This is a genomic window from Erythrobacter sp. (genome assembly GCF_011765465.1).
Lineage (GTDB): Bacteria > Pseudomonadota > Alphaproteobacteria > Sphingomonadales > Sphingomonadaceae > Erythrobacter.
This window is the reverse complement of sequence record NZ_CP050265.1, coordinates 113,076-135,246: the sequence shown is the minus strand read 5'-3', so window position 1 is coordinate 135,246 and position 22,171 is coordinate 113,076. Positions and strand designations below refer to the sequence as shown.

The following is a 22,171-nucleotide window of genomic DNA, read 5'->3' as shown; positions in this document are numbered from 1 at the left end:
TGCACTTTGGTGCTTTACAACGGCAACACACCCGCTAGCCTCCACGCCAACAGGAGGAATCGGTTCCATGCTCGAACTCAGCGGTGTCAGCCACGTCTATCCCAACGGGACGCGGGCGCTCGACGATGTGACGCTTTCGATCCCCAAGGGGATGTACGGATTGCTCGGCCCCAACGGCGCGGGCAAGTCGACCCTGATGCGCACGGTCGCGACGCTGCAGACGCCGACTTCGGGCAGCATCGTCTTCGACGGCCTCGACGTGCTTGAGCAGCCGGAGGAACTGAGGAAGCGCCTCGGCTACCTGCCGCAGGATTTCGGCGTCTACCCGCGCGTTTCGGCCTATGATATGCTCGATCACATGGCGGTGCTTAAAGGCATCGCTGGCAAGGCCGAACGGCGCGACACGGTCGAGACGCTGCTCGCGCAGGTCAACCTGTGGGACGTTCGCAAAAAGGCGATCGCGGGCTTTTCGGGAGGGATGCGCCAGCGCTTCGGCATCGCGCAGGCGCTGATCGGCAATCCCGACCTCATCATCGTCGACGAACCGACCGCCGGGCTCGACCCGGAAGAGCGCAACCGCTTCCTCAATCTCCTGGCCGAGATCGGCGAGAATGTCGTCGTGATCCTGTCCACCCACATCGTCGAGGACGTCGCCGACCTGTGCCCGCGCATGGCGGTGCTGGTGAACGGGGCGATCCGGCTCGAGGGTGCGCCGAAAGATCTCATCGACAAGGCGCGCGGTACGATCTGGGCCAAGACCATCGAGCGCGGCGAACTGGGCGCCTACCGGAAGATGTACGAAGTCATCTCGACCCGCCTCTTCGCGGGGCGCACGATCATCCACATCCTCTCGCCCACCGACCCGGGCGACGGCTTCGAACAGGCGCCCGGCGGGCTGGAGGACGTCTATTTCTCGACCCTGGCCGCGACCCGCCGCGACGAACCCGGCGCAGCGCAAGCGGCCTGAGGAGGCGCAATCCATGTTCGGCAAGATCGCGCTGTTCGAGCTGCGCTACCAGCTGCGCAATCCCGTCTTCTGGGCGGCGCTCGTCATCTTCTTCCTGCTGACCTTCGGCGCGACCGCGTCGGAGGACATCCAGATCGGCAGCGGCGGCAACGTGAACGTCAATGCGCCGGTCGCGATCATCGAGACGCAGCTCGTCCTCACGCTGTTCTTCATGTTCGTGACCACCGCCTTCGTCGCCAATGTCGTGGTGCGCGACGACGACAGCGGCTTCGGGCCGATCGTGCGTTCGACGCAGGTGACGAAATTCGCCTACCTGATCGGCCGCTTCACCGGCGCGGCGGGCGCGGCGCTGCTCGCCTTCCTCGTCGTGCCGGCGGCGATCCTGCTGGGTTCGACGATGCCCTGGATCGACCCGGAGACGGTCGGGCCGAACAATCTCGCCTGGTATGGCGAAGCCTACCTTCTCTACGCCCTGCCGACCGTGTTCCTGCTGAGCGCGCTGTTCTTCGCGGTGGCGACGATGACTCGCTCGATGCTCTATTCCTATGTCGCTGTGGTCGGCTTTCTCGTGATCTACCTCGTCTACGGCGTCGTGGTCGCAGCCGAGCCCGACTACCGCGACATAGCCGCGCTCACCGACCCGCTGGGCTTCAGCGCCTATGCGGCCGAGACGCGCTACTGGACCGCGGCGGAATCGAACTCGCAAATGCCGCCGCTGACAGCCACGATCCTCGCCAACCGCGCCCTTGCCCTGCTGCTCGGCCTCGCCGCGGTCGCGCTCGCCTACTGGCGCTTCACTTTCGCCGAACGCGGGATTTCGGCGCGCAAGGCGAGGAAGCTCGCGCGCAAGGCGGAAAAGCTCGCCGCGACCAAGCCGCGCACGGTGGCCGCCCTGCCCGCGTCCCGTCCGCAAAAGGCATCCTTCGCGCGCCTTGCCAAGACCACCCGGTTCGAAATCGGGCAGGTCGTGCGCAGCCCGGCCTTCATCGTGCTGCTCGCGCTCGGCCTGTTCAATTCGATCGCCGCGCTCGCTTTCGGCGGCGACCTTTACGGCACGCCTCCGATCCCGGCGACCTTCGCGCTGATCCCGGTGCTTGAGGGCTCCTTCACGCTCTTCCCGCTCATCATCGCGATCTATTACGGCGGCGAACTGGTCTGGCGCGACCGCGACCGCAAGTTCCACGAGGTGATCGACGCGACCTCGCTGCCGGGCTGGGCCTACATGGTCCCCAAGACCATCGCGGTCGCGCTCGTCCTGTTCGCAACGCTGCTGATCTCGGTCGCGGGGGCGGTCGCGGTGCAGGCGGCGAACGGATACTTCAATTTCGAATTCGGCAAGTATCTCGCTTGGTATGTCGCGCCCGGCACGGCCGACCTCGTGCTCATCGCCGTGCTTTCCGTGTTCGTGCAGGCATTGAGCCCCAACAAGTATGTCGGCTGGGGCATCATGGCGCTCTACCTCGTCGCCAGCATCACGCTGTCCAACCTCGGTTTCGACCACCCGCTGATACTTTACGGGCGGACAGGGTTCAGCCCGGTGTCGGACATGAACGGCGTCGCGGTCGGCGGCGAGCTTGGCTGGTGGATGCGGCTCTACTGGGGCGGGTTCGCGCTGCTGCTGGCGGTGCTCGCCCACCTGCTGTGGCGGCGCGGGACCGAAACCCGGCTCGCCCCGCGCATGAGCCGCCTGCCGGCCCGAGCGATGTCGGGCGCGGGCGCGCTCGGCCTGGCCGGCCTGCTCACGGCGAGCGCGACCGGCGCGTTCCTCTACAACCAGATGAACGTCGAGAACGAATACGCCAGCCGCGACGACGGCGAGGCGCGGCTCGCCGAATACGAAAAGAAATACCTGCGCTACGAGACGCTCAAGCAGCCTTCGCTCACCGACGTCGCGCTCACCATCGACATCTTCCCGAAAGAGCGCCGGATGGAGGCGAAGGGCCGCTACACCATGGTCAACGACACCGGCGCGCCGGTCGAGACGCTCCATGTCCGCCTGCCCGACGAGGAAACCGAATTGCTCGAGGTCAATGTTCCCGGCGCCGTGCTCGAAAGCGACGACGAGGAATTCCAATACCGCATCTATCGCTTCGAAACCCCGCTCGCGCCGGGTGATGAAGCGCGCCTGACTTTCGCCAGCCGCCGCTGGCACAAGGCGCTGTCGACCACCGGCTACGGCACGCGCCTCGTCAAAAACGGGACCTTCCTCGACAACGGCGAATTCGCGCCGATGCTCGGCATGAGCCGGCAGGGCCTCCTGTCCGACCGCGCGACCCGGCGGCGCTACGGGCTCGAGCCCGAACTGCGCCCGGCACCGCTCGAGGACGAAAGCGCGCGCGAGCGCAATTATGTCGGCAACGTCGACTGGGTGATGTCGGACATCACGATCTCGACCGCCGCCGACCAGGTGCCGATCGCGCCGGGGACGAAAATTTCGGACAAGGTTGAGGGCGACCGCCGCATCGCGCGCTTTCGCTCGAGTGCGCCGATCCTCGCCTTCTTCTCGGTCCAGTCGGCCGGATACGAGATCGCATCGCGCGACCTGCCGGATTTCGGCGACGACGGCCTCAGGCTCGAAGTCTACCACGACCCGCAGCACCCCTATAATGTCGAGCGGATGCTCGATGCGATGGAAGCCTCGCTCGGTTATTACGCGGCGAATTTCGGACCCTACCAGTTCGACCATGCCCGGATCATCGAGTTTCCGGGATACGCCAGTTTCGCGCAGGCATTTGCCGGGACCATGCCATGGTCCGAACGGCTCGGCTTCATCGCCGATCTCGCCGATCCGGGCGAGATCGATTACGTCACCTACATCGCCGCACACGAAATGGCGCACCAGTACTGGGCGCACCAGCTCATCAGCGCCGACCAGCAGGGCGGGACGATCCTCGTCGAAACGCTGGCGCAGTATTCCGCGCTGATGGTGATGAAGGACCTCTATGGCGAAGACCAGATGCGCCGCTTCCTCAAATACGAGCTCGACAATTACCTCGGCTCGCGCGGGAGCGAGGCGATCGAGGAACTGCCTCTCGAACGGGTCGAGAACCAGGGCTACATCCATTACCGCAAGGGTTCGGTGGTGATGTACCTACTGCAGGACCGGCTCGGGGAGAACCGGGTCAACGCCATGCTGGCCGGGCTGCTCGATCGCTACCGCTTCAAGAGCCAGCCCTATGCCTCCTCGCGCGACCTTGTCGACGGCTTCTTCTCGCTCGCCCGCGACGAAGAGGAGCGCGGCCTCGTGCGGGACCTTTTGCAGAAGATCACGATCTACGACCTCAAAGCGGACAAGGCGGTGGTGCGCGAGCTGGCCGACGGACGCTTCGAGACCGTGCTGACGGTCGAGGCGACCAAGTTCTACGCCGACGGCGAAGGCCGCGAAAGCGAAGCGCCGCTGGCGGACCGGATCGAAGTCGGCCTGTTCACCGAGCGCCCCGGAACCGGCGAATTCGCTCAGGAAAACGTCATCGCGATGGAGCGTCGCCCGGTGAAATCGGGGCGGCAGGACATTCGCATCGTCACCGACCGCCGCCCCGAATGGGTCGGGATCGATCCTTACAACAAGTATGTCGATCGCAATTCGGACGACAATCTGGTGGAGCCGGGCTGAGACACCGCCTCACGGCCCGACATCGCTGACCGAGATCTCGATCCGCGGTGCCTCGCGCGGTTCGTAGCCGAGCGCTTGGGCGATGCGGTTGTCCCAGCCATACACGTCGGTGCGGTATTCGACCTCGCCCTCGCGGCCCACAAAGGCGGTCCGGTAGAGCAGGCGCACGGGGATCTGCTGCGGCAGGCGGACGAAGCTCTCCTCGCCGCTTGCCTTGGCGGGGCGGTATTCGCTTATCACGTCCGCCTCGCGCGCCAGCATCCGGGCGAAGCCCGGCGCGTCCTCGACCCGGACGCAACCGTGGCTGAAATGGCGCTGGTTGCGCTCGAACAGGCTGACCGCGGGCGTGTCGTGAAGATAGATCGCCTGGTCGTTTTCCATGTCGAACTTGACCTCGCCCAGCGCGTTGCCGGGTCCGGGAAGCTGGACGATCCAGCCATCGCGGCGGACCATGTTGTTGCGCGCGAGATAGCCCGCTCCCCTGGGCTCGATCTCCTCGCGCTCGATCGACTTGGGCACGGTCCAGGTCGGATTGGCGACCAGCCGATAGATCGGCGAGCCCAGCTGCGGGGTTTCCCAGCCGGGCTGGCCGACGATCACCTTGCGGCTGTCGACCACCGCCCCGTCCTCGTAATAGTCGAGCCGCGCGGCAGCGATGTTGACATCGATCCGGGTCAGCGGCCGGTCGCGTTCGAGCCAGCGCAGGCGTTCGAGATTGACCGCGAGCAGGCGCGCGCGTTCCTCGGCGGCGGTGTTGAGCACTTTGAGCGCGTCGGGTCCGACGATGCCGTCGTCGGCGATCCCGAAATCGCGCTGCATTTCGCGCAGCGCGTCGGCCATTCTTTCCGTAAAGCGCGTCTCAGGGACATTCCCGCGGCGCGCCTCCCCCAGATAGCCTTTCGCGCGCAGCCTCTCGGCGATCTGCGGCACGCGCGGATCGCTGCTTCCCGGGCGGATGAGGTCGCCCCCGCCGATCGTGCTGTCGCCGCGGGCGGCGGCCTTGCGGGCGTTTTCGAGGAAAGCTTCGGACAGCGCGCGATATTCCTCGGTGTCGGGAGCAAAGCTTTCGATCCATTCGCTCGCACGCCCCTCGGCAAGCGCGCTTTCGAGCCCGGCGGAGAGGTCGATATCGGGCCGGTCGAGCGTGTAGGTCTCGAATAGCGCAGTGGGATCGGCCCGGCCGTCTGCGAGCGCATCGGCATATGCAAAGGCGGCCGCTGTCAGCGCCGCCTCGCGCGCCGCCGGGCTGCGTGCGGCCTGCTGCAGCGAGCGCAGGTAGTCGCCCGGATCGAGCCCGTGCCGCCCCGCGTCCTTCAGCGTCCCGACCAGCGCCCGCGCGCTTTCGTCGGTCCAGGCCGCCTCCCATCCGCGCGCCTCGTAAAGGGCGCGCACCCGCTCGTCGGTGACCGCCTTCTCGAGCGCCGCCCGCTCGACCTCCCGCGGCGCGACGAGACCGGCCGCTGCGTCTTGGGCCTCGCCTTCCGTCGTGCCCGCGGCATCGATCGCGCCGAGCGCTGCTGCATCGCTTGCGGCTCCGTCGCAGGCGGGGGCCATGACGAGGGCGGCAGCCGGAACGAAGGTGCGCGCGCAGGTTCGGGCGAAGGAGGTGTCATGCAAAAGGGCCATGCCTGTTCAACGGCGCACAGACATAGCGTTCCCGGCGGAAGTCTCTGATCCTGCGATGGAATACTGATCGAAATCAGTTTTCAACGCGCGCTTGGCAGGCGGCGGCGCCTGCCGGCCGGCAGCGTGTGCAGCCCGGGATGAACAGCGAAGGCCGCCCCGCGAAAGCGAGGAATCCGTCCCGTCACCAACGCACCGTTGGAATGGGCAGGCGGCGGCGAAGCGCGCAGGCCGGCCTCGCGGTTCGCAATCGAGTTGCAACCTAACCTTTGTTGATTATTGTCGCATTCGATGCCGGGTTTTTCCCGGTTCGAATCGGACAGGGTGCCGCCCGCGTCCTTCGCTAGTCTGGCCTTGGGGGAGGTCGCGATGAGGGTGTTCCGGTTTCGCATGGCAGCAGCGCTTTCGCTGGCCTTGATGCTTGCCGCCTGCGGGGCTGCCGCCCCCAGCGAGCCGCCGCCGGTCCCCGTCCGCGTCCAGCAGGTCGGGGTGCAGGACACCCCGCTTTATGCCGAATATATCGGCGAAATCCGTGCCGGGAGCGAAGTCGCGGTCTATCCCCGGATCGGCGGCACGATCGTGCAGCAGGGCTTTCGCGACGGGGCGCTGGTTCGCAAGGGACAGGTCCTGTTCGTGATCGACGCGCAGGAATACGCCGCCGCGCGCGATGCCGCCCGCGCCGAGCTGGCCGCGGCCGAGGCGCAGGCCGCCCGCGCGCGCGAGGATGTCGCGCGCTACGAACCGCTGGTGGCCGAAGACGCGATCGCGCGGCAGGTCTTCGACAACGCCGTCGCCGCCGCCAAGGCCGGCGACGCGCAGGTAGAAGCCGCCCGCGCAGGTCTTCGCAATGCCGAGCTGTCGCTGTCCTATTCGCAGGTCCGCGCGCCGATCTCTGGCCGCATCGGCAAGGCTTCGGTCAGCGTCGGCCAGCTCGTCGCGCCCGGCCAGCTGGAGCTCGCGCGGATTTCCGATTCCTCGCGCATCGAGGTCTATTTCAGCCCCAGCGAGGACGAGCTCCTGCGTTACAACCGCCTGAGCCCCGAAGAGCGCGCCGATGCCTCGAGCGGGCTCAGGCTGGTGCTCGCCGACGGGACCGAGATGCCGCAGGAAGGCACGATCGACTTCGCCGATCGCGCGGTGGACCCGACCACGGGGAGCTATGCGCTGCGCGCCATCTTCCCCAATCCCGGCCAGCAGATCCGCCCCGGCCAGTTCGGGCGGGTGCGTATCCGGGTGCAGAACCGCAAGGACGCGCTGGTCGTCCCCGACCGCGCGGTGACCGAGCAGTTCGGAACCTATTTCGTCATGGTCGTCGGCGAGGACAACACGGTCGAACAGCGCCGCGTCGAAGTCGGCGTGCAGACCGCGGGCGAATGGATCATCAGCGAAGGGCTCGAACCGGGCGAGACCGTGATCGTCGAAGGGCTCGCCAAGGTCCGCCCCGGCGTCAAGGTCCAGCCGGTCCCGATGGGTGCGGAAATCCCGCTTCCCGGCGCGGGCGCGGCGAAGAAGTAGCGCGGCGCGCATGGCCCGCATCTTCATCGACCGCCCGGTCTTCGCGATCGTCATCGCGCTGATCCTCTCGCTCGGCGGCTACCTCTCGCTCACCAGCCTTCCGGTCGCGCAGTTCCCCGAGATCGCCCCGCCGACGGTGAAGATCACCTCCGCCTATCCCGGCGCGAGCGCACCCGTGGTCGAGGAGGGTGTGACGGCCCCGATCGATTCGCAGGTCAACGGCGTGACGGGCATGAAGTCGATCCGCTCCGTGTCGGGTTCGGACGGAAGCTCGGTCATCACGGTGCAGTTCAGCCTCGAGACCGATGCCGACATCGCCGCGGTCGAGACGCAGAACCGCGTGTCGCAGGTGACGCCGCAGCTCCCGGCGGAAGTCCAGAACTTCGGTGTGACGGTCAAGAAAGCCTCGTCCGACACGCTGATGTATGCCGCTTTCTATTCGCCCGGCAACGCCTATGACCGGACCTTCATTTCGAACTACCTCGACAACATCATCGTCGATGAATTGAAGCGCGTGCAGGGCGTGGGCGACGTTTCGGTGTTCGGATCGCCCTTCGCCATGCGGGTCTGGCTGAAACCCGACCGGCTTGCGGCGCTCGGGCTCACCCCGATGGACGTGGTCGCCGCCGTGCGCGAACAGAACGCGCAGGCCGCGCCCGGCGCGGTCGGCCAGCCGCCGAACGAGACAGCGAGCGGGTTCCAGTATTCGCTCGAACTGCAGGGCCGGCTGAACGAGGCCAGCCAGTTCGAGAACATCGTTCTGCGGAGCGGCGCCGACGGCTCGCAGGTCCGCATCCGCGATGTCGCGCGGGTCGAACTGGGGGCGAAGGGCTATGCCCAGGAAGCCTCGCTGAACGGCCTGCCCGCCGCGGCGATCGGCGTCTCGCTCTCGCCCGGCGCGAACGCGATGGCGACGGCGGAGGAGCTGAAAAGCCGGCTGGAAGAGCTGAAGGCCGCCTTCCCGCCCGATTTCACCTACGAAATCGTCTACGATTCGTCCCTGTTCGTCGAGGAATCGATCGCCGAGGTCGCCAACACGCTGCGCGACGCGCTGATCCTCGTGCTGCTGGTGGTCTTCCTGTTCCTGCAGAGCTGGCGCGCGACGCTGATCCCGATGCTCGCGGTGCCGGTCTCGCTGCTGGCGACGCTGATCGCCTACCAGGCGCTCGGGTTCTCGATCAACACGCTCTCGCTGTTCGGCATGGTGCTGGCCATCGGCATCGTGGTCGACGACGCGATCGTGGTGGTCGAGATGGTCGAACTCAAGATGGAGAAGCTCGGACTCTCCCCGCGCGAGGCGACGCGGCAGGCGATGGACGAGGTCTCCGCCCCGATCGTCGCGACGACGCTGGTGGTGGCCGCCGTGTTCGTGCCGATGGCCTTCATCCCGGGCGTAAGCGGGCAGCTCTACAAGCAGTTCGCGCTGACCATCGCGGTCTCGACGCTGTTCTCCTCGCTCGTCGCGCTCACGCTGACCCCGGCGCTTTCCGCGCTGCTCTTGAAGCCCAAGTCGGAGCACGGCGAAGGCGGCAATATGCTCGACCGCTTCTTCGCGAAATTCAATGCGGGGTTCGACCGGTTGACCGCGCGCTATGACGGCTTCGTGGGGATGACCACCACCAGCCTGAAAAGGGTCGCGGTGTTCCTTGCGCTCGTCATCGGCGGGATCGTGATCCTGTTCCGGGTGACGCCCACGGGCTTCGTGCCGGACGAGGATGTCGGCGCCTTCTTCGTGCAGGCGATGCTGCCCGATGCTTCGAACACGCAGCGCACGGGCGAGGTGCTGGGCGATTTCTCGGGCAAGCTGCGCTCGCTCGAAGGGGTCGAGGCGGTGATGAGCATTTCGGGCTTCGACGTGCTGTCGGGCACGGCCGCGCCCAATGCCGGGCTGATGATCGCCAAGCTCGCCCCGTGGGAGGAGCGCGGCGGGGAGACCTCCGCCGCGGCGCTGATCCGCAAGGCGAACATGATCGGCTATGCCACGCCCGAGGCGATGCTGTTCGGGTTCGGCCCGCCTGCCCTGCCCGGCTTCGGCGCGTCCTCGGGCTTTTCGATGATGCTGCAGGCGCGCGCCGGGCAATCGCCCAAGGACCTCGCCGACGTGACGCGGGCCTTTCTCGCCGAGGCAAGCAGCCAGCCGGAAATCGGGCGCATCTCGACCACCTACAGCGCGGGCACGCCGAACTACCAGCTCACCGTCGACCGCGAGCGGGCCAAGGCGCTGGGGCTGCAACTCACCGATGTCTACCAGACGCTCGGCATCCTGCTCGGCGGGTCGCAGGTCAACGACTTTACCCGTTATGGCAAGAACTACAAGGTGATGGTCCAGTCGGACGCAGATTACCGCGAGGACATCGGCGGGCTCGCCCTCGTCAACGTGCGCAGCCGGACGACCGGGCGGATGGCCCCCCTGTCGGCGGTGGTGAGCATCGAGAAGGGCGCCTCGCCGCGCTTCACCGCGCGCTACAACCTCTACCGCTCGGCCGACCTGTCGGGCGCGCCCGCGCCGGGCTATTCCTCGGGCGATGCCGTCGCCGCGCTCGAACGGGTCGCGGCGGAAACGCTGCCCGCAGGCTATGGCTACGAATGGTCGGGCGTGACCGCCGAAGAAGTCGAGACGGGCAATGCCGCAACCGTGGTCATGGCGCTGTCGGTGCTGGTCGTCTTCCTGTTCCTCGCCGCGCTCTACGAAAGCTGGTCGATCCCGATCGCGGTGCTTCTGGCCGTGCCTTTCGGCGTGCTCGGGGCGCTTCTCGCGCTGCAATTGCGCGGGCTCGATTTCAACGTCTACGGGCAGATCGGGGTGGTCACGCTGGTCGGCCTGTCGGCCAAGAACGCGATCCTGATCGTCGAATTCGCCAAGCAGTTCCGCGAAGAGGGCAAGCCCATCGCGGAGGCTGCGCGCATGGCCGCGGTGCAGCGCCTGCGCCCGATCCTGATGACCTCCTTCGCGTTCATCATGGGCGTGATCCCGCTGCTGATCGCCGGCGGCGCGGGGGCTGCCTCGAAGCAGTCGGTCGGCACGGTCGTGTTCGGCGGGATGCTGGCGGCCACGATCCTCGCCGTGCTGGTGGTCCCCGCGCTTTACGTGATCGTCCAGAGCCTGACCGAGCGGTTCTTCGGCGGTGCGCCGGGGGCGGACGAGACACCGCCCCCCGCAAATGATCCCGAAGGCCCGGCCCAGCCCCTTCCCGCGGGAGCGGCCGCGTGATCCGGCGCGCTTCGAGGATCGCCGCGCTCGGCGCGCTCGCGGCCGCGCTCGGCGGCTGCGCGATCGTGGGCGAGGATTACGAACGCCCCGATCTCGCCCTGCCCGAAACACACGCGGTCGCGCTCGCCCCGGAGGAAGCCCGCACCGCCGCCAACACCGCGTGGTTCGAGCTTTACGACGACCCGGAACTGCGCCCGCTGATCGAAGAGGCGCTCGACGGCAATCTTGACCTGCAGCAGGCATTCGCCCGGATCGAGGAGGTCCGCGCCCGCCTGCTGGTCGCGCGCAGCGGGTTCTTCCCGCGGATCGACGGGACGCTCTCGACCGGCGCGCAGCCGCAGCCCAATTCCAACGACGGCGTGTTCACGCTCGGCCTCGTGCTTGGCTGGGAGGTCGACCTTTTCGGCAAGATCCGCCGCCAGAACGAAGCCGCGCGCGCGCAGCTGCTCGCCAGCGAGGCGAGCCGGGCGGCGATCGTCACCACCATCGTCCAGCAGGTCGCCGCGACGTGGCTGACGATCCGCGAACTCCAGGCGGAAGAGGCGATCCTCGCGCGCAACATCGCGCTGCAGGAAGAAGCGCTCGAGCTGGTCGAGCTTCTCCACCGCCAGGGCGTCGTCTCGGACAGCGAGGTGCAGCAGGCCACCGCCCAGCTTGCCGGGACGCGCTCGCTGCTGCCGCAGGTGGTGCAGGCGCGGCTCGTGGCGGAGAACCTGCTGACAGTCCTGCTGGGGCGCTATCCGTCCGAGATCGACCTTGCGCCCTTCGATCCCGAGCGACAGGCGCGCGGGATCGGGGCCTATCCCCTGCCCACAGGCGTGCCGAGCGATCTGCTCGCGCGCAGGCCCGACGTGATCGCCGCCGAACAGCAGCTCGCCGCCGCCACCGCACTCGAAGGGGTGGCGATCGCCAACCGCTTTCCCTTCCCCACCATCGGGCTATCCTCGCTCGTCGGGCGGACCTCGACCGAGATCGGCTCGCTGTTCGATGACGGCGCGTCCTCCTCGCTCAATTCGTGGGGGCCGGAAGTGCGCCTGCCGATCCTCAATTTCGGGCGCGATCTGGGCAATGTCAGGGTCGCGCGGGCGCAGCTGGAACAGGCACTTATCGGCTATCGCCGGGCGGTCCAGGGCGCGCTGTTCGATGTCAACGCCGCCGTCTATGCCTACCGCGCGGGCGAGGCGCAGATCGAGCCGCTTGCCGACCAGCTGGCCGCGGCGCGGCGCACGCTGTTCCTGCAGGACCTGCGCTTTCGCGGCGGGGTGGTAAGCTACATCTCGGTGCTCGACGCGCAGCGGCTTGTGCTGTCGAGCGAACTGTCGCTGGCCCGCGCCCGGTTGCAGCGCGACCTTGCCTTCGTCGATCTCTACCGTGCACTCGGCGGGGGCTGGAGCGACGAGGATCTCGCGCAGGCCGCGCGAGGCGGGGATGCCATTGGCCCTTGAGGCGGGCCGGGAAGCTGGCGGAGCAGGAGGGATTCGAACCCTCGATACGGGGTTGCCGTATACACACTTTCCAGGCGTGCGCCTTCGACCACTCGGCCACTGCTCCGCGCTTCCCTGGGGCAAGGCGGGCCGTCTAGCCACGAACGGACAATTTCGCAAGGCGCTCGGGCTCCATGGTGGTAGGGTCTATCGCAGTTTTGTGGTATGGGAATCGCTCAGGTTGGCGCTGCGCGGAATGGCATTCCCTGCGAACGCCTCCTCGAAAACCCCTTTCCGCCCTCGAAAACGCGTGGAAAGGGGTTTTTGATTGGGTTTGGCCTGTGGCACACCCTCTTCATGAGAAACGCCTTCCTCGCCGCCGCTGCGGCCTTCGTCCTCGCCCTGCCGATCGCCGCTCAGGATGCGCAATCGCGCTCAGACAGCGAAGCGGTAGCGCAGAAAGAAACGGCGCCCGGTCCCGCCGACATCGTCAACGCCGCGCCGCAGGAGGACTGGGTGGTGATCCCGCCGGAAGACCTGCTGGTGATGACGCTCGCGCCGGACGCCGAAGGCAACGCGCGTAAGGTGGTGATCCAGCTGATGCCGCCGCCCTTCTCTCAAGGCTGGGTCGAAAACATCCGCCTGCTCGCGCGCGAGCGCTGGTACGACGGGACGAGCGTCAACCGGGTGCAGGACAATTACGTCGTCCAGTGGGGCGATCCCAATTACGACAATCCCGAAAGCGACGGTGCGGCGAAGCCGCTGCCAGTCGGCCTCGCGACAATGGTAGAGGACGCATACGCGCCCAGCTTGCCGGAAGGAGTCCAGCAGGAACTCGAGAAGACCCTGCGGGCCAGGATGCGCGCGCGCCTGGCGCTTGACGGGATCGAGAGCGATGGCGGCCCCTCCTCCAACCCGAGCGAGGAGCAGAAATCCGATGCCTTCCTGACCGATCCCTATGCCGCGATGTATTCCTTCTACCAAGGCTGGCCGCTGGGCCTCGACCCCAATGAGGAAACGCGCGGAGACGGAAAGCCGAAAGCATGGCCCGTCCACTGCTACGGCATGGTCGGCGTGGGGCGGAACTATTCGCCCGACACCGGATCGGGCGCGGAACTCTACACCGTGATCGGCCATGCGCCGCGCCATCTCGATCGCAACATCGCGCTGGTCGGGCGGGTGATCGGGGGGATGGAGCACCTCTCCAGCCTGCCGCGCGGCTCGGGCGCGCTCGGCTTTTACAGCGAAGAGGAGAAGGACAAGCGCACGCCCATCCTCTCGGTCCGCATCGCCAGCGAGTTGCCGGAGGAGGAGCGGCCGCTCTACGAATATCTCTCGACCGAGAGCGAGACCTTCGCCGCTTACGCCGAGGCACGCGCAAACCGGCGCGATCCGTTCTTCATCGTGCCCGCGGGCGGAGCGGACATCTGCAACATCCCGGTGCCGGTGCGGGAGTTCGAATATGCGGACGGGGAGTGAGCGATAGCCTTTCCGCCACCCTTCCCCTCACCCGTTGGCAGGGAGAGCGGGGGACATACCACCTCGTCACCTTCACCGGGCCGGAAGCCAAGGCGCTGGCGGGCCGTGCGCTGATGGAGAAGCTCGAGACGGGCCGCAGGCGCGGGTTCGGCTCGCTCAAGGTGACGGCGCGGATCGGGGCGAGCGAATGGCGCACCTCGGTCTTCCCCCAGAAGGGCCGGAGCGAGTGGATCCTGCTGGTATCGCGCACCGTCATGCGGGCCGAAAATCTCGCGCCCGGAGAACAGGCCGAAGTCACCCTGACCTTTTGAGGGAACGCAGGCCCAAGTCCCTCATTAACCTATGTATGACGGACCAAGCACACAGCGCGGGCTCGTCCCCGCACCCCCGCCCCGACCATTTCCGCGCGCGCAATCCGCAGGCCGCTTCGGCCGGTCCCTTCGCGCGCTTCTTCCGCCGCCGCGGCGCGCTCGACCTGACGCGCGATGCCTCGGGCCACCGCCGCTACGCCTGGCTGCATGAGGATATGCTGACATGAAGATCGCCGACCGCAAGGAATTCGCCAGCAAGGCCCCGCCGCTCACCGTTTCGCCCGAAACGATGGTCTATGATGCCGTGACGCAAATGGCGGAAAAGAACTTCGGCTCGGTCATCGTCACCGATGGCGATCGCCATGTGCTCGGCGTGATGACCGAACGCGACATCTTCCGCCGCGTGATCGGCGAGAGCCGCGACCCCAGGACGACGCCGGTGAGCGAGGTGATGACGACCGAGGTGCGCATGGCGCACAAGGACGACAACGTGCTCGACTGGCTGCAGGTCATGTCGAACGAGCGTTTCCGCCGCCTGCCGATCGTGGACGAGGACAATCGCCTCGTCTCGGTGATGAGCCAGGGCGATTTCGTGAGCTATACCTGGCCGCAGCTGCTTACCCAGTTCTCGCAGATGGCGCAGGCGACGCTCACGCCCGCCTTCAACCCGCTGATGATCGTCTTCGGCGGGCTGGTCTACGCCGTCGCGGTGGTCCTGATCGTCCTCGCCTTCGTGGGCTAGATCACATCCGCTCGGCCTGCGCCACGGCATCGCTCGCGCGCAGGGCCGACAGGATGCGTGTGAGGTGCGCAAGATCCTGCACCTCGGCGTCGATCTCGTAGCTGGTGAAGGGGTGGTCGAGCTGGGTCTGGACGAGGCTGGTGACGTTGGCCTTGTTCTGGGCGAAGATGCCCGCCATTTCCGCGAGCGTGCCGGGCCGGTCGTAAAGCGTCACGCCGAGCCTGCCGACCGCGCCCTGCGATCTTTTGCCCCATGACAGGTCGAGCCAGTCGGTATCGACCCCGTTGGCAAGTTCCAGACAATCGATCGCGTGGACCAGCACGGTCTCGCCCTTGCGCCTGATGCCGACGATGCGATCGCCCGGCACGGGGTGGCAGCACGGCGCGAGTTCGAAGGCGACCCCCGGCGTCAGCCCGCGGATCGAGATGACGCGCTCGCGGCTCGGCCATTCCTCCTCTTCCTCGAGATCGGCGGTGCAGCCGGGGACGAGCGCTTCCATCACCTCGCGGTCGGTCAGCTTGGCCGCTCCGATCGCGAACATCAGGTCTTCCGGCTCCTCCATCTCGAGCCGTTCGAGCGCGGCCTTGATCGCCTTCTTGCCGATCCGGGCGGGCACACGCGCGGCGATCTCGTCGAACAGCTTTTCCCCGATCGAGGCGACCTCGGCGCGTTCCTTCAATCGCACCTGCCGTCGGATCGCGGCGCGCGCCTTGCCGGTGACGACGAAGCCGAGCCACGACAATTGCGGCTCGGCATTGGAGCCCTTGATGATCTCGACCACGTCGCCGTTGTCCAGCGGGGTTCGAAGCGGCATATGCCGCCCGTTGATCTTCGCGCCGACCATGGCGAGCCCGAGGTCGGTGTGGACCGCGAAGGCGAAATCGACCGAGGTCGCGCCCTTGGGCAGCTGGAACAACGCGCCCTTGGGGGTGAAGGCGAAGATGCGGTCCTGGTAGATCGCCATGCGCGTGTGCTCGAGCAGTTCCTCGGCATCGTGGCTCGCATCGACGATCTCGATGAGGTCACGCAGCCAGCCGACCTGCCCGTCGGCCTTGTCGTGCTGCTTGTAGGCCCAGTGCGCGGCGAGGCCGAATTCGTTGCGGCGGTGCATCTCGCGGGTGCGGATCTGGACTTCGACCCGCATCGAGTTCTCGTACATCAGCGAGGTGTGCAGGGACCGGTAGCCATTGGTCTTGGGCGTCGAGATGTAGTCCTTGAACCGGCCGGGGAGGAACTGCCACGTCGTGTGCAGCACGCCCAGCGCGCGGTAGCAGTCCGCCTCGCTTTCGGTGATGACCCGGAACGCCATGATGTCGGTCACCTGTTCGAAGGAGACGTGACGCTCGCTCATCTTGGTCCAGATCGAATAGGGGTGCTTTTCGCGCCCCATCACCTCGACCTTCAGCCCGGCCTCGGCCAGCGCCTGCTTGATCTTCAATGCGATCGCATCGACCTGCCCGCCGTCCTGCGAGCGCAGTTGTTCGAGCCGCTTGGTGATGGTGTTGTAGGCTTCGGGCTCCAGTTCGCGAAAGGCGAGCGCCTGCATCTCGCGCATATATTCGTACATTCCCACCCGCTCGGCGAGCGGGGCGTAGATGTCCATCGTCTCGCGCGCGATGCGCTGGCGCTTCTCCGGCTTTTTGATGAAGTGGAGCGTGCGCATATTGTGCAGGCGGTCGGCGAGCTTGACGAGGAGCACGCGGATGTCCTCGCTCATGGCGAGCAGGAACTTGCGCAGGTTCTCCGCCGCCCGCTCGTTCTCGGGCATGGCCTCGATCTTGGAAAGCTTGGTGACGCCATCGACCAGCCGCGCGACTTCGGGACCGAACAGCGCCTCGATGTCGTCGATCGTCGCGAGCGTGTCCTCCACCGTATCGTGGAGCAGCGCGGTGATGATCGTCTCCTGGTCGAGCTGCAGGTCGGTCATCAGCCCGGCGACTTCGACCGGGTGGCTGAAATAGGGATCGCCGCTGGCGCGCTTCTGGCTCCCGTGCTTCTGCACGGTGTAGACGTAAGCGCGGTTGAGCGCCGCCTCATCGGCGTCGGGATCGTAGGTCTTTACCCTCTCGACGAGTTCGTACTGGCGCAGCATAGGCTGTGAATATGTGCCGCGCCCGCGCGCTGGGCAAGCGCTAAGGGCGCATCAGCCCCACGTCGCGCGTCAGCTCCAGGTGGCTCTGGGGGGCAGGCTCATCAGGATCGCGTCGATGTTGCCGCCGGTCTTGAGCCCGAAGATCGTGCCGCGGTCGTAGACGAGGTTGAACTCGGCATAGCGCCCCCGGTATTCGAGCTGGCGCGCTTCGTCGGCGGCGTCGAAGTCCTGCCCCATGCGTTTGCGAACAAGTTTCGGAAAGATGTCGAGGAAGGCGCGCCCGACGTCCTGCGTGAAGGCGAAGTTGCGCTCGAAGCTCGCATCATCGGTGCATTCGAGGTGGTCGTAGAAGATCCCGCCGACACCGCGGTGAGTCTCGCGGTGGGGAATGTAGAAATAATCGTCCGCCCACTTCTTGTAGCGTTCGTAATAGGTCGGATTGTGGGCCATGCAGGCCGCGCGCATCGAGGCGTGGAACGCCTCGGTGTCCTCCTCGTAGGGGATCGGCGGGTTGAGGTCCGCGCCGCCGCCGAACCAGGCCGCCTGCGTCGTCAGGAAGCGCGTGTTCATGTGGACCGCGGGCACGTGCGGGTTCGCCATGTGCGCGACGAGGCTGATGCCGGTCGCGGTGAAGCCCGGCGCCTCGGCGCTCGCGCCGTTCACCTGGCCTGCGAATTCCTTCGAGAAATTGCCGCGCACGGTCGAGACATTGACCCCGACCTTCTCGAACACCTCGCCTTTCATCAGGCCCTGCACGCCGCCGCCGGGGTCCTCGTTGCCCTCTTCCTCGCGGTCCCACGGCGTGTACTGGAAGGCAGCATCGGAACCCGCCTCGCGCTCGATCGCCTCGAACTCGGCGCAGATGTCGTCCCTAAGCTTCTCGAACCATGCCTTCGCCCGCGCCGTGTGGGCTGCCCATTCGCTCATTCGTGATCCCCGTCTCTCTTCTCGGCCGGGGACAATCACGGCCCGCGCCCGGCCTGTCAATCGGCTTTGACGCGAGAGCTCGCCAATTCGGTGGACGGAGCGCGAGTCACCCGACCGGGCTCTTGCCTTCCGGCACCGCCCGCGGCAGAGGAGGCGCATGGTTCCCGTTTCGTTCGCCCCTTTCGAGCTTGCCGGAGAGGAATTCGCCCTCACCAGGAGCGGCGCGCTCTACTGGCCGCGCGAACGCGCGCTGCTGGTCGCGGACCTGCATCTGGAGAAGGGCAGCTGGTATGCGAGGCACGGCGCGCTGCTGCCGCCCTATGACAGCCGCGAAACGCTCGAACGCCTGGCCGACGCGGTCAAGGCGACGGGCGCGCGGCGGGTGATCACGCTGGGCGACAATTTCCACGATGACGCGGGGACCGAGCGGCTCGACCCGTATGCCGCCGGAATGCTGGAGGCGCTCACCCGCGCGCTCGACTGGGTTTGGATCACCGGCAACCACGACGCAGGCCAGAGCCGCGCCTTCGGGGCCGAGCTGGCCGAGGAGATGGAGGTTTCCGGCATCGTCCTGCGCCACGAGGCGAAGCCGGGCGAGACGCGCGCGGAGCTTTCCGGCCATTTCCACCCCAAGCTTCGGATGAAGGTGCGCGAGCGTCACATCGCCCGCGCCTGCGGCGTCGTCAGCCGTTCGGGCAGCGCCGAGCGCATGATCCTGCCCGCTTTCGGCGCCTACACCGGCGGCATGGACGCAGGCGCGCCCGAAATCCTTGCCGCATTGAGCCCCGCGCGGGAGATCGACGCGGTGATGGCGGCGAAGGGCAAGCTGGTGCGCTTCCCGCTCTGGCGCGAGGCGGCGTAAGACTCCATCTGGCGCAACGCGGCGATTCCCACTACATTGGGGACTCAACCAAAGGCAGTAACAGGAGAACACACATAGCCCGTCCACCCCGGCGTTCGATGGCCCCGCCCGTCAAAAGCGGCCCTCGCTACGATCAATTCATCCAGGTTCCCAAGGTCCGCGTCATCGACGACGAGGGCGAGAATCTCGGAGTCATGTACACCCGCGAAGCCGTCGAGCAGGCCCAGGAAAAGGGTCTGAACCTCGTCGAGGTGTCCCCCAACGCGGACCCGCCGGTGTGCAAGTTCCTCGATGTCGGCAAGTACCGCTACGAGGCCCAGAAAAAGGCCAATGCGGCGCGCAAGACGCAGAAGACGCAGGACATCAAGGAAGTGAAGATGCGTCCGAACATCGACACGCACGACTACGACGTGAAGATGAAGAACGTGAACAAGTTCATCGGCAACGGCGACAAGGTGAAAGTCACGCTCCGCTTCCGCGGACGCGAGATGGCGCACCAGCATCTCGGCATGGACCTGCTCAAGCGGGTCCAGGAAGACGTCGAGGAAATTGCCAAGGTCGAAGCCTTCCCGCGCCTTGAAGGGCGCCAGATGCTGATGGTGCTGGCGCCGAAGTAACGCTGGCCGTTTCCGTGAAAGTCGACGGCACGGCATCGCCCCGGCGATGCCGTCGCCCCGCGCTGTGTGGTTTGCGCCACGTGGAACAAAGAAGGAACGGGCGCTGGGGCGTCCGCCACGCCGTTCGTCGAGGACGAACGACTTGGGCCGTTCGACAAAGCACAAAGTGAAGCCGATTGCCGGGAACATCCGTAAGGTTTTTGGCGCTATAAGGACTGCAAGGGCGTTGGCGGGAAACTCCAGTCCCGCCCTTTCGCCCGGCGCGCCTGTCAGTCCCCGCTATCAGGCGCGCCCCGGTCAACCAGCAAGGCCCCGCACGCGGGGCGCACGAACACACACTCGAGGCTCCGCGAGGGGCCCCGCGCACGAAAAAGGACACCGCAGACGTGACGAGACACACCCGCCCCGCCCCGCGTGCCCTCACCGCGATTGCGGCCCTTGCCGCCGCCGCGTTCGGCGCGCCGCTCGCCGCGCAGGAACCTCTCGCGGTCGAGCCGCAATACCGCACTTTCGTGCCCAAAGAGAACCCGAACGAGGACGGGATCGACTATTCGATCTGGACCGAGGCGATGAAGAACCTCGTCGTCTCGATGGGGCCATCCCTGCGCGAAGGCGCGGGCCGCCCCGACCCGAGCTTCGGCTCGCGCCGGCAATACGGCCACGTCTCGCGCTACCGCCTCGAAGGCAGCCGGGTCATGTTCAGCTTCCTCGACGACAAGGTGATCGACAGCTTCACCGAGTATCGCCGCGACCTCGAGGCGACCGCGAACAAGGTCGACATCCAGAAGCTGTCGCGCAACGAACAGCTCGCCTACTGGATCAACCTCCACAATGTCGCGGTGGTCGAACAGATCGCGAAGCAGTGGCCGGTGCGCCAGCCGCGCGAAATGGAAGTCGACGGCGTCAAGCTCGACGAGGCGAAGTTCATCACGGTCGAAGGCGTCGCGCTGTCCCCGCGCGACATCCGCGAGAAGATCGTCTATCCCAACTGGCGCGACCCCAAGGTCATCTACGGCTTCTGGCGCGGCGAGATCGGCGGGCCGTCGATCCAGCGCGAAGCCTTCAACGCCGAAAACGTCGCGCGCCTGCTGGAAAAGGGCGCGAGCGAATTCGTCAACTCGCTGCGCGGGACCGAGAAATCGGGCGACACGCTCGAGGTGTCCGAACTCTACAAGGAAGCCGCGCCCTTCTACTTCCCCGATTTCGAGAACGATCTGCGCGCCCACCTGCGCAAATATGCCCGGCCCGAAGTGATCGCGATCCTCGACGACACGACCGCGACGCGCGCCTCGATCCGCGAATGGGACATCGCCGACCTCGCCGGGGGCGTGCGCGAGCCGACCTACCAGAACATCCAGAACGCACAGGGCCAGCAGGTCAGCTTCCGCATCCCGCAGAGCATGGCGCGCCTGCTCGCCCAGCGCGAACAGAAGTTCCAGAAGATCATCCGCGAAGGCCGCACCGGCACGATCACCTTCAGCAATCTCAGCCTGCCCGGCGAGGAAGGCGAAGAGGAAGACGGCGAGGTGAAATAAGCCCCGCCCGGCGCTCCACCCCCGCGCCCGAAGGCCGCCGGTCCCCCCTGCCGGCGGCCTTCGTCGTTTCGCGCTTGGGCTTTGGCTTTTTCGCGGCGCGCGGCTATCCTGCCGGGCAATGCAACGCCTGACCGCCCCGATACTCGCGCTCGCCGCCGCGCTCGTCGCGCCGCCTGCGCTTGCCCGGGGCGAGGAAGCGCCCGTCGCGAGTGCGGACCAGGGCAGCGACCGCTACGCCACCTTCGTACCCAAGGCCGAGCGGCGCCAGCACCGCATCGATTATTCGGTCTGGACCGAAGCGCTCGCCGCCTTCGTCGTCGACATGGGCCCGCCGCTCAGGAAAATGCCCACGCCGACGGTCGGGACGCTCGGCACGAATATGCGGATCGGGCACAATTCGATCTACCGCCTCGACGGGTCCATGGTCGGCTTTTCGCTGATGGACGGCGAGGTGATCGCCAACATCGCGCAATATCGCCGCGATCTCGAGAAAGTGGCGGACGAGCTGGACATCCAGTCGCTGCCGCGCAACGAACAGCTCGCATACTGGCTCAACCTCCACAATGTCGCGATGATCGAAGTCGTCGCGGCGAACTGGCCCGAACGCCAGCCGCGCGAAATCGAGGTGGATGGCGTGCCGCTCGACGAAGCGCGCTTCATCACGGTCGAGGGCGTCGCCCTGTCCCCGCGCGACATCCGCGAACGGATCGTCTTCGCCAACTGGAAAAGCCCGGAAGTCTTCTACGGTTTCTGGCGTGGCGAGATCGGCGGGCCGGCGATGCAACGCACGGCTTTCGAGGGCCGCAACGTGGGCCAGCAGCTCGCCGACGCGGCGGAGGAATTCATCAATTCCCGCCGCGGGACGGAAAAGCGCGGCGGCACGCTCCACGTCTCCGAATACTACGCCGAGATCGCGCCTTTCTTCTTTCCCGATTTCGAAGCGGACCTGCGCGCCCATCTCGCCCAATATGTCGAAGGCAAGGTCGCCCGGATGCTCGAGCAAAGCGAGCGGGTGAAGCCGAGCCTTTACGAACACGACATCGCCGACCTCGCGGGCGGCAGGCGCAACAACGCCTTCTTCGCGAACGGGCGGCTCGACCCCGGCGCGGCGGCGCTACTCGCCCAGCGCGAGAGGAAGCTCGAATACGTGCGCCGTAAGGTGCCGCGCGAGGGGCGCATCTTCTTCAGCAATATAGACCTGCCGGGCGACCCGCCGGACAAGAACGAGGTCGAGTAGGCGCTATCGTGAAATC

The 22,171-nt window shown here is 66.7% G+C and carries 17 protein-coding genes and 1 tRNA gene; 13 read left to right on the top strand and 5 right to left on the bottom strand.

Annotated features, from left to right (window positions below):
• Window positions 1–67 precede the first annotated feature (67 nt).
• Both G9473_RS00695 and G9473_RS00690 read left to right on the top strand, forming a co-directional pair.
• Window positions 68–967 (top strand): ABC transporter ATP-binding protein, encoded by a 900-nt coding sequence (locus G9473_RS00695; RefSeq protein ID WP_291135001.1) that lies wholly within the window; start codon window positions 68–70, stop codon window positions 965–967.
• A 13-nt stretch (window positions 968–980) separates the two neighbouring features.
• Entirely contained in the window at window positions 981–4,580 is a 3,600-nt protein-coding gene (locus tag G9473_RS00690) for a M1 family aminopeptidase (RefSeq protein ID WP_291135000.1), read from the top strand.
• 9 nt (window positions 4,581–4,589) lie between these two features.
• Here the strand turns inward: G9473_RS00690 and G9473_RS00685 are convergent, their stop codons facing one another.
• Window positions 4,590–6,206: a L,D-transpeptidase family protein gene (locus tag G9473_RS00685; protein WP_291134998.1), complete on the bottom strand. Its 1,617-nt coding sequence runs from the start codon at window positions 6,204–6,206 to the stop codon at window positions 4,590–4,592.
• Between the two features lie 80 nt (window positions 6,207–6,286).
• The gene (locus tag G9473_RS00680; RefSeq protein ID WP_291134996.1) at window positions 6,287–6,595 is read right to left on the bottom strand and encodes a hypothetical protein; all 309 of its coding nucleotides are present in this window, start codon (window positions 6,593–6,595) and stop codon (window positions 6,287–6,289) included.
• Between G9473_RS00680 and G9473_RS00675 the strand changes: the two genes are divergently transcribed.
• The 3 genes from G9473_RS00675 to G9473_RS00665 are packed head-to-tail and all read left to right on the top strand — an operon-like array spanning window position 6,594 to window position 12,374.
• The gene (locus tag G9473_RS00675; RefSeq protein ID WP_291134994.1) at window positions 6,594–7,718 is read left to right on the top strand and encodes an efflux RND transporter periplasmic adaptor subunit; all 1,125 of its coding nucleotides are present in this window, start codon (window positions 6,594–6,596) and stop codon (window positions 7,716–7,718) included. The two genes, G9473_RS00680 and G9473_RS00675, sit on opposite strands and share 2 nt — an antisense overlap.
• A gap of 10 nt (window positions 7,719–7,728) precedes the next feature.
• Window positions 7,729–10,929: an efflux RND transporter permease subunit gene (locus tag G9473_RS00670; RefSeq protein WP_291134993.1), complete on the top strand. Its 3,201-nt coding sequence runs from the start codon at window positions 7,729–7,731 to the stop codon at window positions 10,927–10,929.
• The gene (locus G9473_RS00665) at window positions 10,926–12,374 is read left to right on the top strand and encodes an efflux transporter outer membrane subunit (RefSeq protein ID WP_291134991.1); all 1,449 of its coding nucleotides are present in this window, start codon (window positions 10,926–10,928) and stop codon (window positions 12,372–12,374) included. Before G9473_RS00670 ends, G9473_RS00665 begins: the two co-directional genes overlap by 4 nt.
• A gap of 15 nt (window positions 12,375–12,389) precedes the next feature.
• Here G9473_RS00665 and G9473_RS00660 read toward each other — a convergent pair.
• A tRNA-Ser gene (locus G9473_RS00660) sits at window positions 12,390–12,480 on the bottom strand.
• Between the two features lie 230 nt (window positions 12,481–12,710).
• Here G9473_RS00660 and G9473_RS00655 point away from each other — a divergent pair.
• From G9473_RS00655 to G9473_RS00640, 4 genes are read left to right on the top strand one after another with little or no spacing between them, the layout of a single operon-like run.
• On the top strand, window positions 12,711–13,832 hold the full coding sequence (locus G9473_RS00655) for a peptidylprolyl isomerase (RefSeq protein ID WP_291134989.1): 1,122 nt from the start codon (window positions 12,711–12,713) through the stop codon (window positions 13,830–13,832).
• Window positions 13,829–14,143 (top strand): DUF1905 domain-containing protein, encoded by a 315-nt coding sequence (locus G9473_RS00650; RefSeq protein ID WP_291134987.1) that lies wholly within the window; start codon window positions 13,829–13,831, stop codon window positions 14,141–14,143. The genes G9473_RS00655 and G9473_RS00650 overlap by 4 nt, the downstream gene beginning before the upstream one ends.
• Before the next feature lie 35 nt (window positions 14,144–14,178).
• Window positions 14,179–14,370 carry a hypothetical protein gene (locus G9473_RS00645; RefSeq protein WP_291134985.1) on the top strand — a complete coding sequence of 64 codons (192 nt, stop codon included), beginning with the start codon at window positions 14,179–14,181 and terminating at the stop codon, window positions 14,368–14,370.
• Window positions 14,367–14,885 carry a CBS domain-containing protein gene (locus G9473_RS00640; RefSeq protein WP_291134983.1) on the top strand — a complete coding sequence of 173 codons (519 nt, stop codon included), beginning with the start codon at window positions 14,367–14,369 and terminating at the stop codon, window positions 14,883–14,885. The genes G9473_RS00645 and G9473_RS00640 overlap by 4 nt, the downstream gene beginning before the upstream one ends.
• A gap of 1 nt (window position 14,886) precedes the next feature.
• On the opposite strand, the gene G9473_RS00635 is transcribed toward G9473_RS00640, so the two are convergent.
• On the bottom strand, window positions 14,887–16,977 hold the full coding sequence (locus G9473_RS00635; protein WP_291134981.1) for a bifunctional (p)ppGpp synthetase/guanosine-3',5'-bis(diphosphate) 3'-pyrophosphohydrolase: 2,091 nt from the start codon (window positions 16,975–16,977) through the stop codon (window positions 14,887–14,889).
• A 69-nt stretch (window positions 16,978–17,046) separates the two neighbouring features.
• Entirely contained in the window at window positions 17,047–17,904 is an 858-nt protein-coding gene (gene hemF / locus G9473_RS00630; RefSeq protein ID WP_291134979.1) for an oxygen-dependent coproporphyrinogen oxidase, read from the bottom strand.
• Between the two features lie 157 nt (window positions 17,905–18,061).
• Between hemF and pdeM the strand changes: the two genes are divergently transcribed.
• The 4 genes from pdeM (at window position 18,062) to G9473_RS00610 (ending at window position 22,155) form a co-directional block, all read left to right on the top strand.
• A complete protein-coding gene (gene pdeM, locus G9473_RS00625; protein ID WP_291134977.1) occupies window positions 18,062–18,766 on the top strand; it encodes a ligase-associated DNA damage response endonuclease PdeM in 705 nt (234 codons plus the stop codon).
• A 98-nt stretch (window positions 18,767–18,864) separates the two neighbouring features.
• Window positions 18,865–19,383, top strand: coding sequence for a translation initiation factor IF-3 (gene infC / locus G9473_RS00620; protein ID WP_291134975.1), 519 nt, complete (start codon window positions 18,865–18,867; stop codon window positions 19,381–19,383).
• A 386-nt stretch (window positions 19,384–19,769) separates the two neighbouring features.
• Entirely contained in the window at window positions 19,770–20,918 is a 1,149-nt protein-coding gene (locus tag G9473_RS00615; protein WP_291134973.1) for a DUF547 domain-containing protein, read from the top strand.
• A gap of 118 nt (window positions 20,919–21,036) precedes the next feature.
• Window positions 21,037–22,155, top strand: coding sequence for a DUF547 domain-containing protein (locus tag G9473_RS00610; RefSeq protein ID WP_291134971.1), 1,119 nt, complete (start codon window positions 21,037–21,039; stop codon window positions 22,153–22,155).
• Window positions 22,156–22,171: the final 16 nt, after the last annotated feature.

What these genes read in the sequence shown, in the direction of transcription:
- G9473_RS00690 (WP_291135000.1), top strand. Translation starts at nt 981, where the DNA reads ATGTTCGGCAAGATCGCGCTGTTCGAGCTGCGCTACCAGCTGCGCAAT.
- G9473_RS00610 (WP_291134971.1), top strand. Translation starts at nt 21,037, where the DNA reads ATGCAACGCCTGACCGCCCCGATACTCGCGCTCGCCGCCGCGCTCGTC.
- G9473_RS00685 (WP_291134998.1), bottom strand. Translation starts at nt 6,206, where the DNA reads ATGGCCCTTTTGCATGACACCTCCTTCGCCCGAACCTGCGCGCGCACC.
- G9473_RS00675 (WP_291134994.1), top strand. Translation starts at nt 6,594, where the DNA reads ATGGCAGCAGCGCTTTCGCTGGCCTTGATGCTTGCCGCCTGCGGGGCT.
- pdeM (WP_291134977.1), top strand. Translation starts at nt 18,062, where the DNA reads ATGGTTCCCGTTTCGTTCGCCCCTTTCGAGCTTGCCGGAGAGGAATTC.
- G9473_RS00680 (WP_291134996.1), bottom strand. Translation starts at nt 6,595, where the DNA reads ATGCGAAACCGGAACACCCTCATCGCGACCTCCCCCAAGGCCAGACTA.
- G9473_RS00655 (WP_291134989.1), top strand. Translation starts at nt 12,711, where the DNA reads ATGAGAAACGCCTTCCTCGCCGCCGCTGCGGCCTTCGTCCTCGCCCTG.
- G9473_RS00635 (WP_291134981.1), bottom strand. Translation starts at nt 16,977, where the DNA reads ATGCTGCGCCAGTACGAACTCGTCGAGAGGGTAAAGACCTACGATCCC.
- G9473_RS00695 (WP_291135001.1), top strand. Translation starts at nt 68, where the DNA reads ATGCTCGAACTCAGCGGTGTCAGCCACGTCTATCCCAACGGGACGCGG.
- G9473_RS00645 (WP_291134985.1), top strand. Translation starts at nt 14,179, where the DNA reads ATGACGGACCAAGCACACAGCGCGGGCTCGTCCCCGCACCCCCGCCCC.
- G9473_RS00670 (WP_291134993.1), top strand. Translation starts at nt 7,729, where the DNA reads ATGGCCCGCATCTTCATCGACCGCCCGGTCTTCGCGATCGTCATCGCG.
- hemF (WP_291134979.1), bottom strand. Translation starts at nt 17,904, where the DNA reads ATGAGCGAATGGGCAGCCCACACGGCGCGGGCGAAGGCATGGTTCGAG.
- G9473_RS00640 (WP_291134983.1), top strand. Translation starts at nt 14,367, where the DNA reads ATGAAGATCGCCGACCGCAAGGAATTCGCCAGCAAGGCCCCGCCGCTC.
- infC (WP_291134975.1), top strand. Translation starts at nt 18,865, where the DNA reads ATGGCCCCGCCCGTCAAAAGCGGCCCTCGCTACGATCAATTCATCCAG.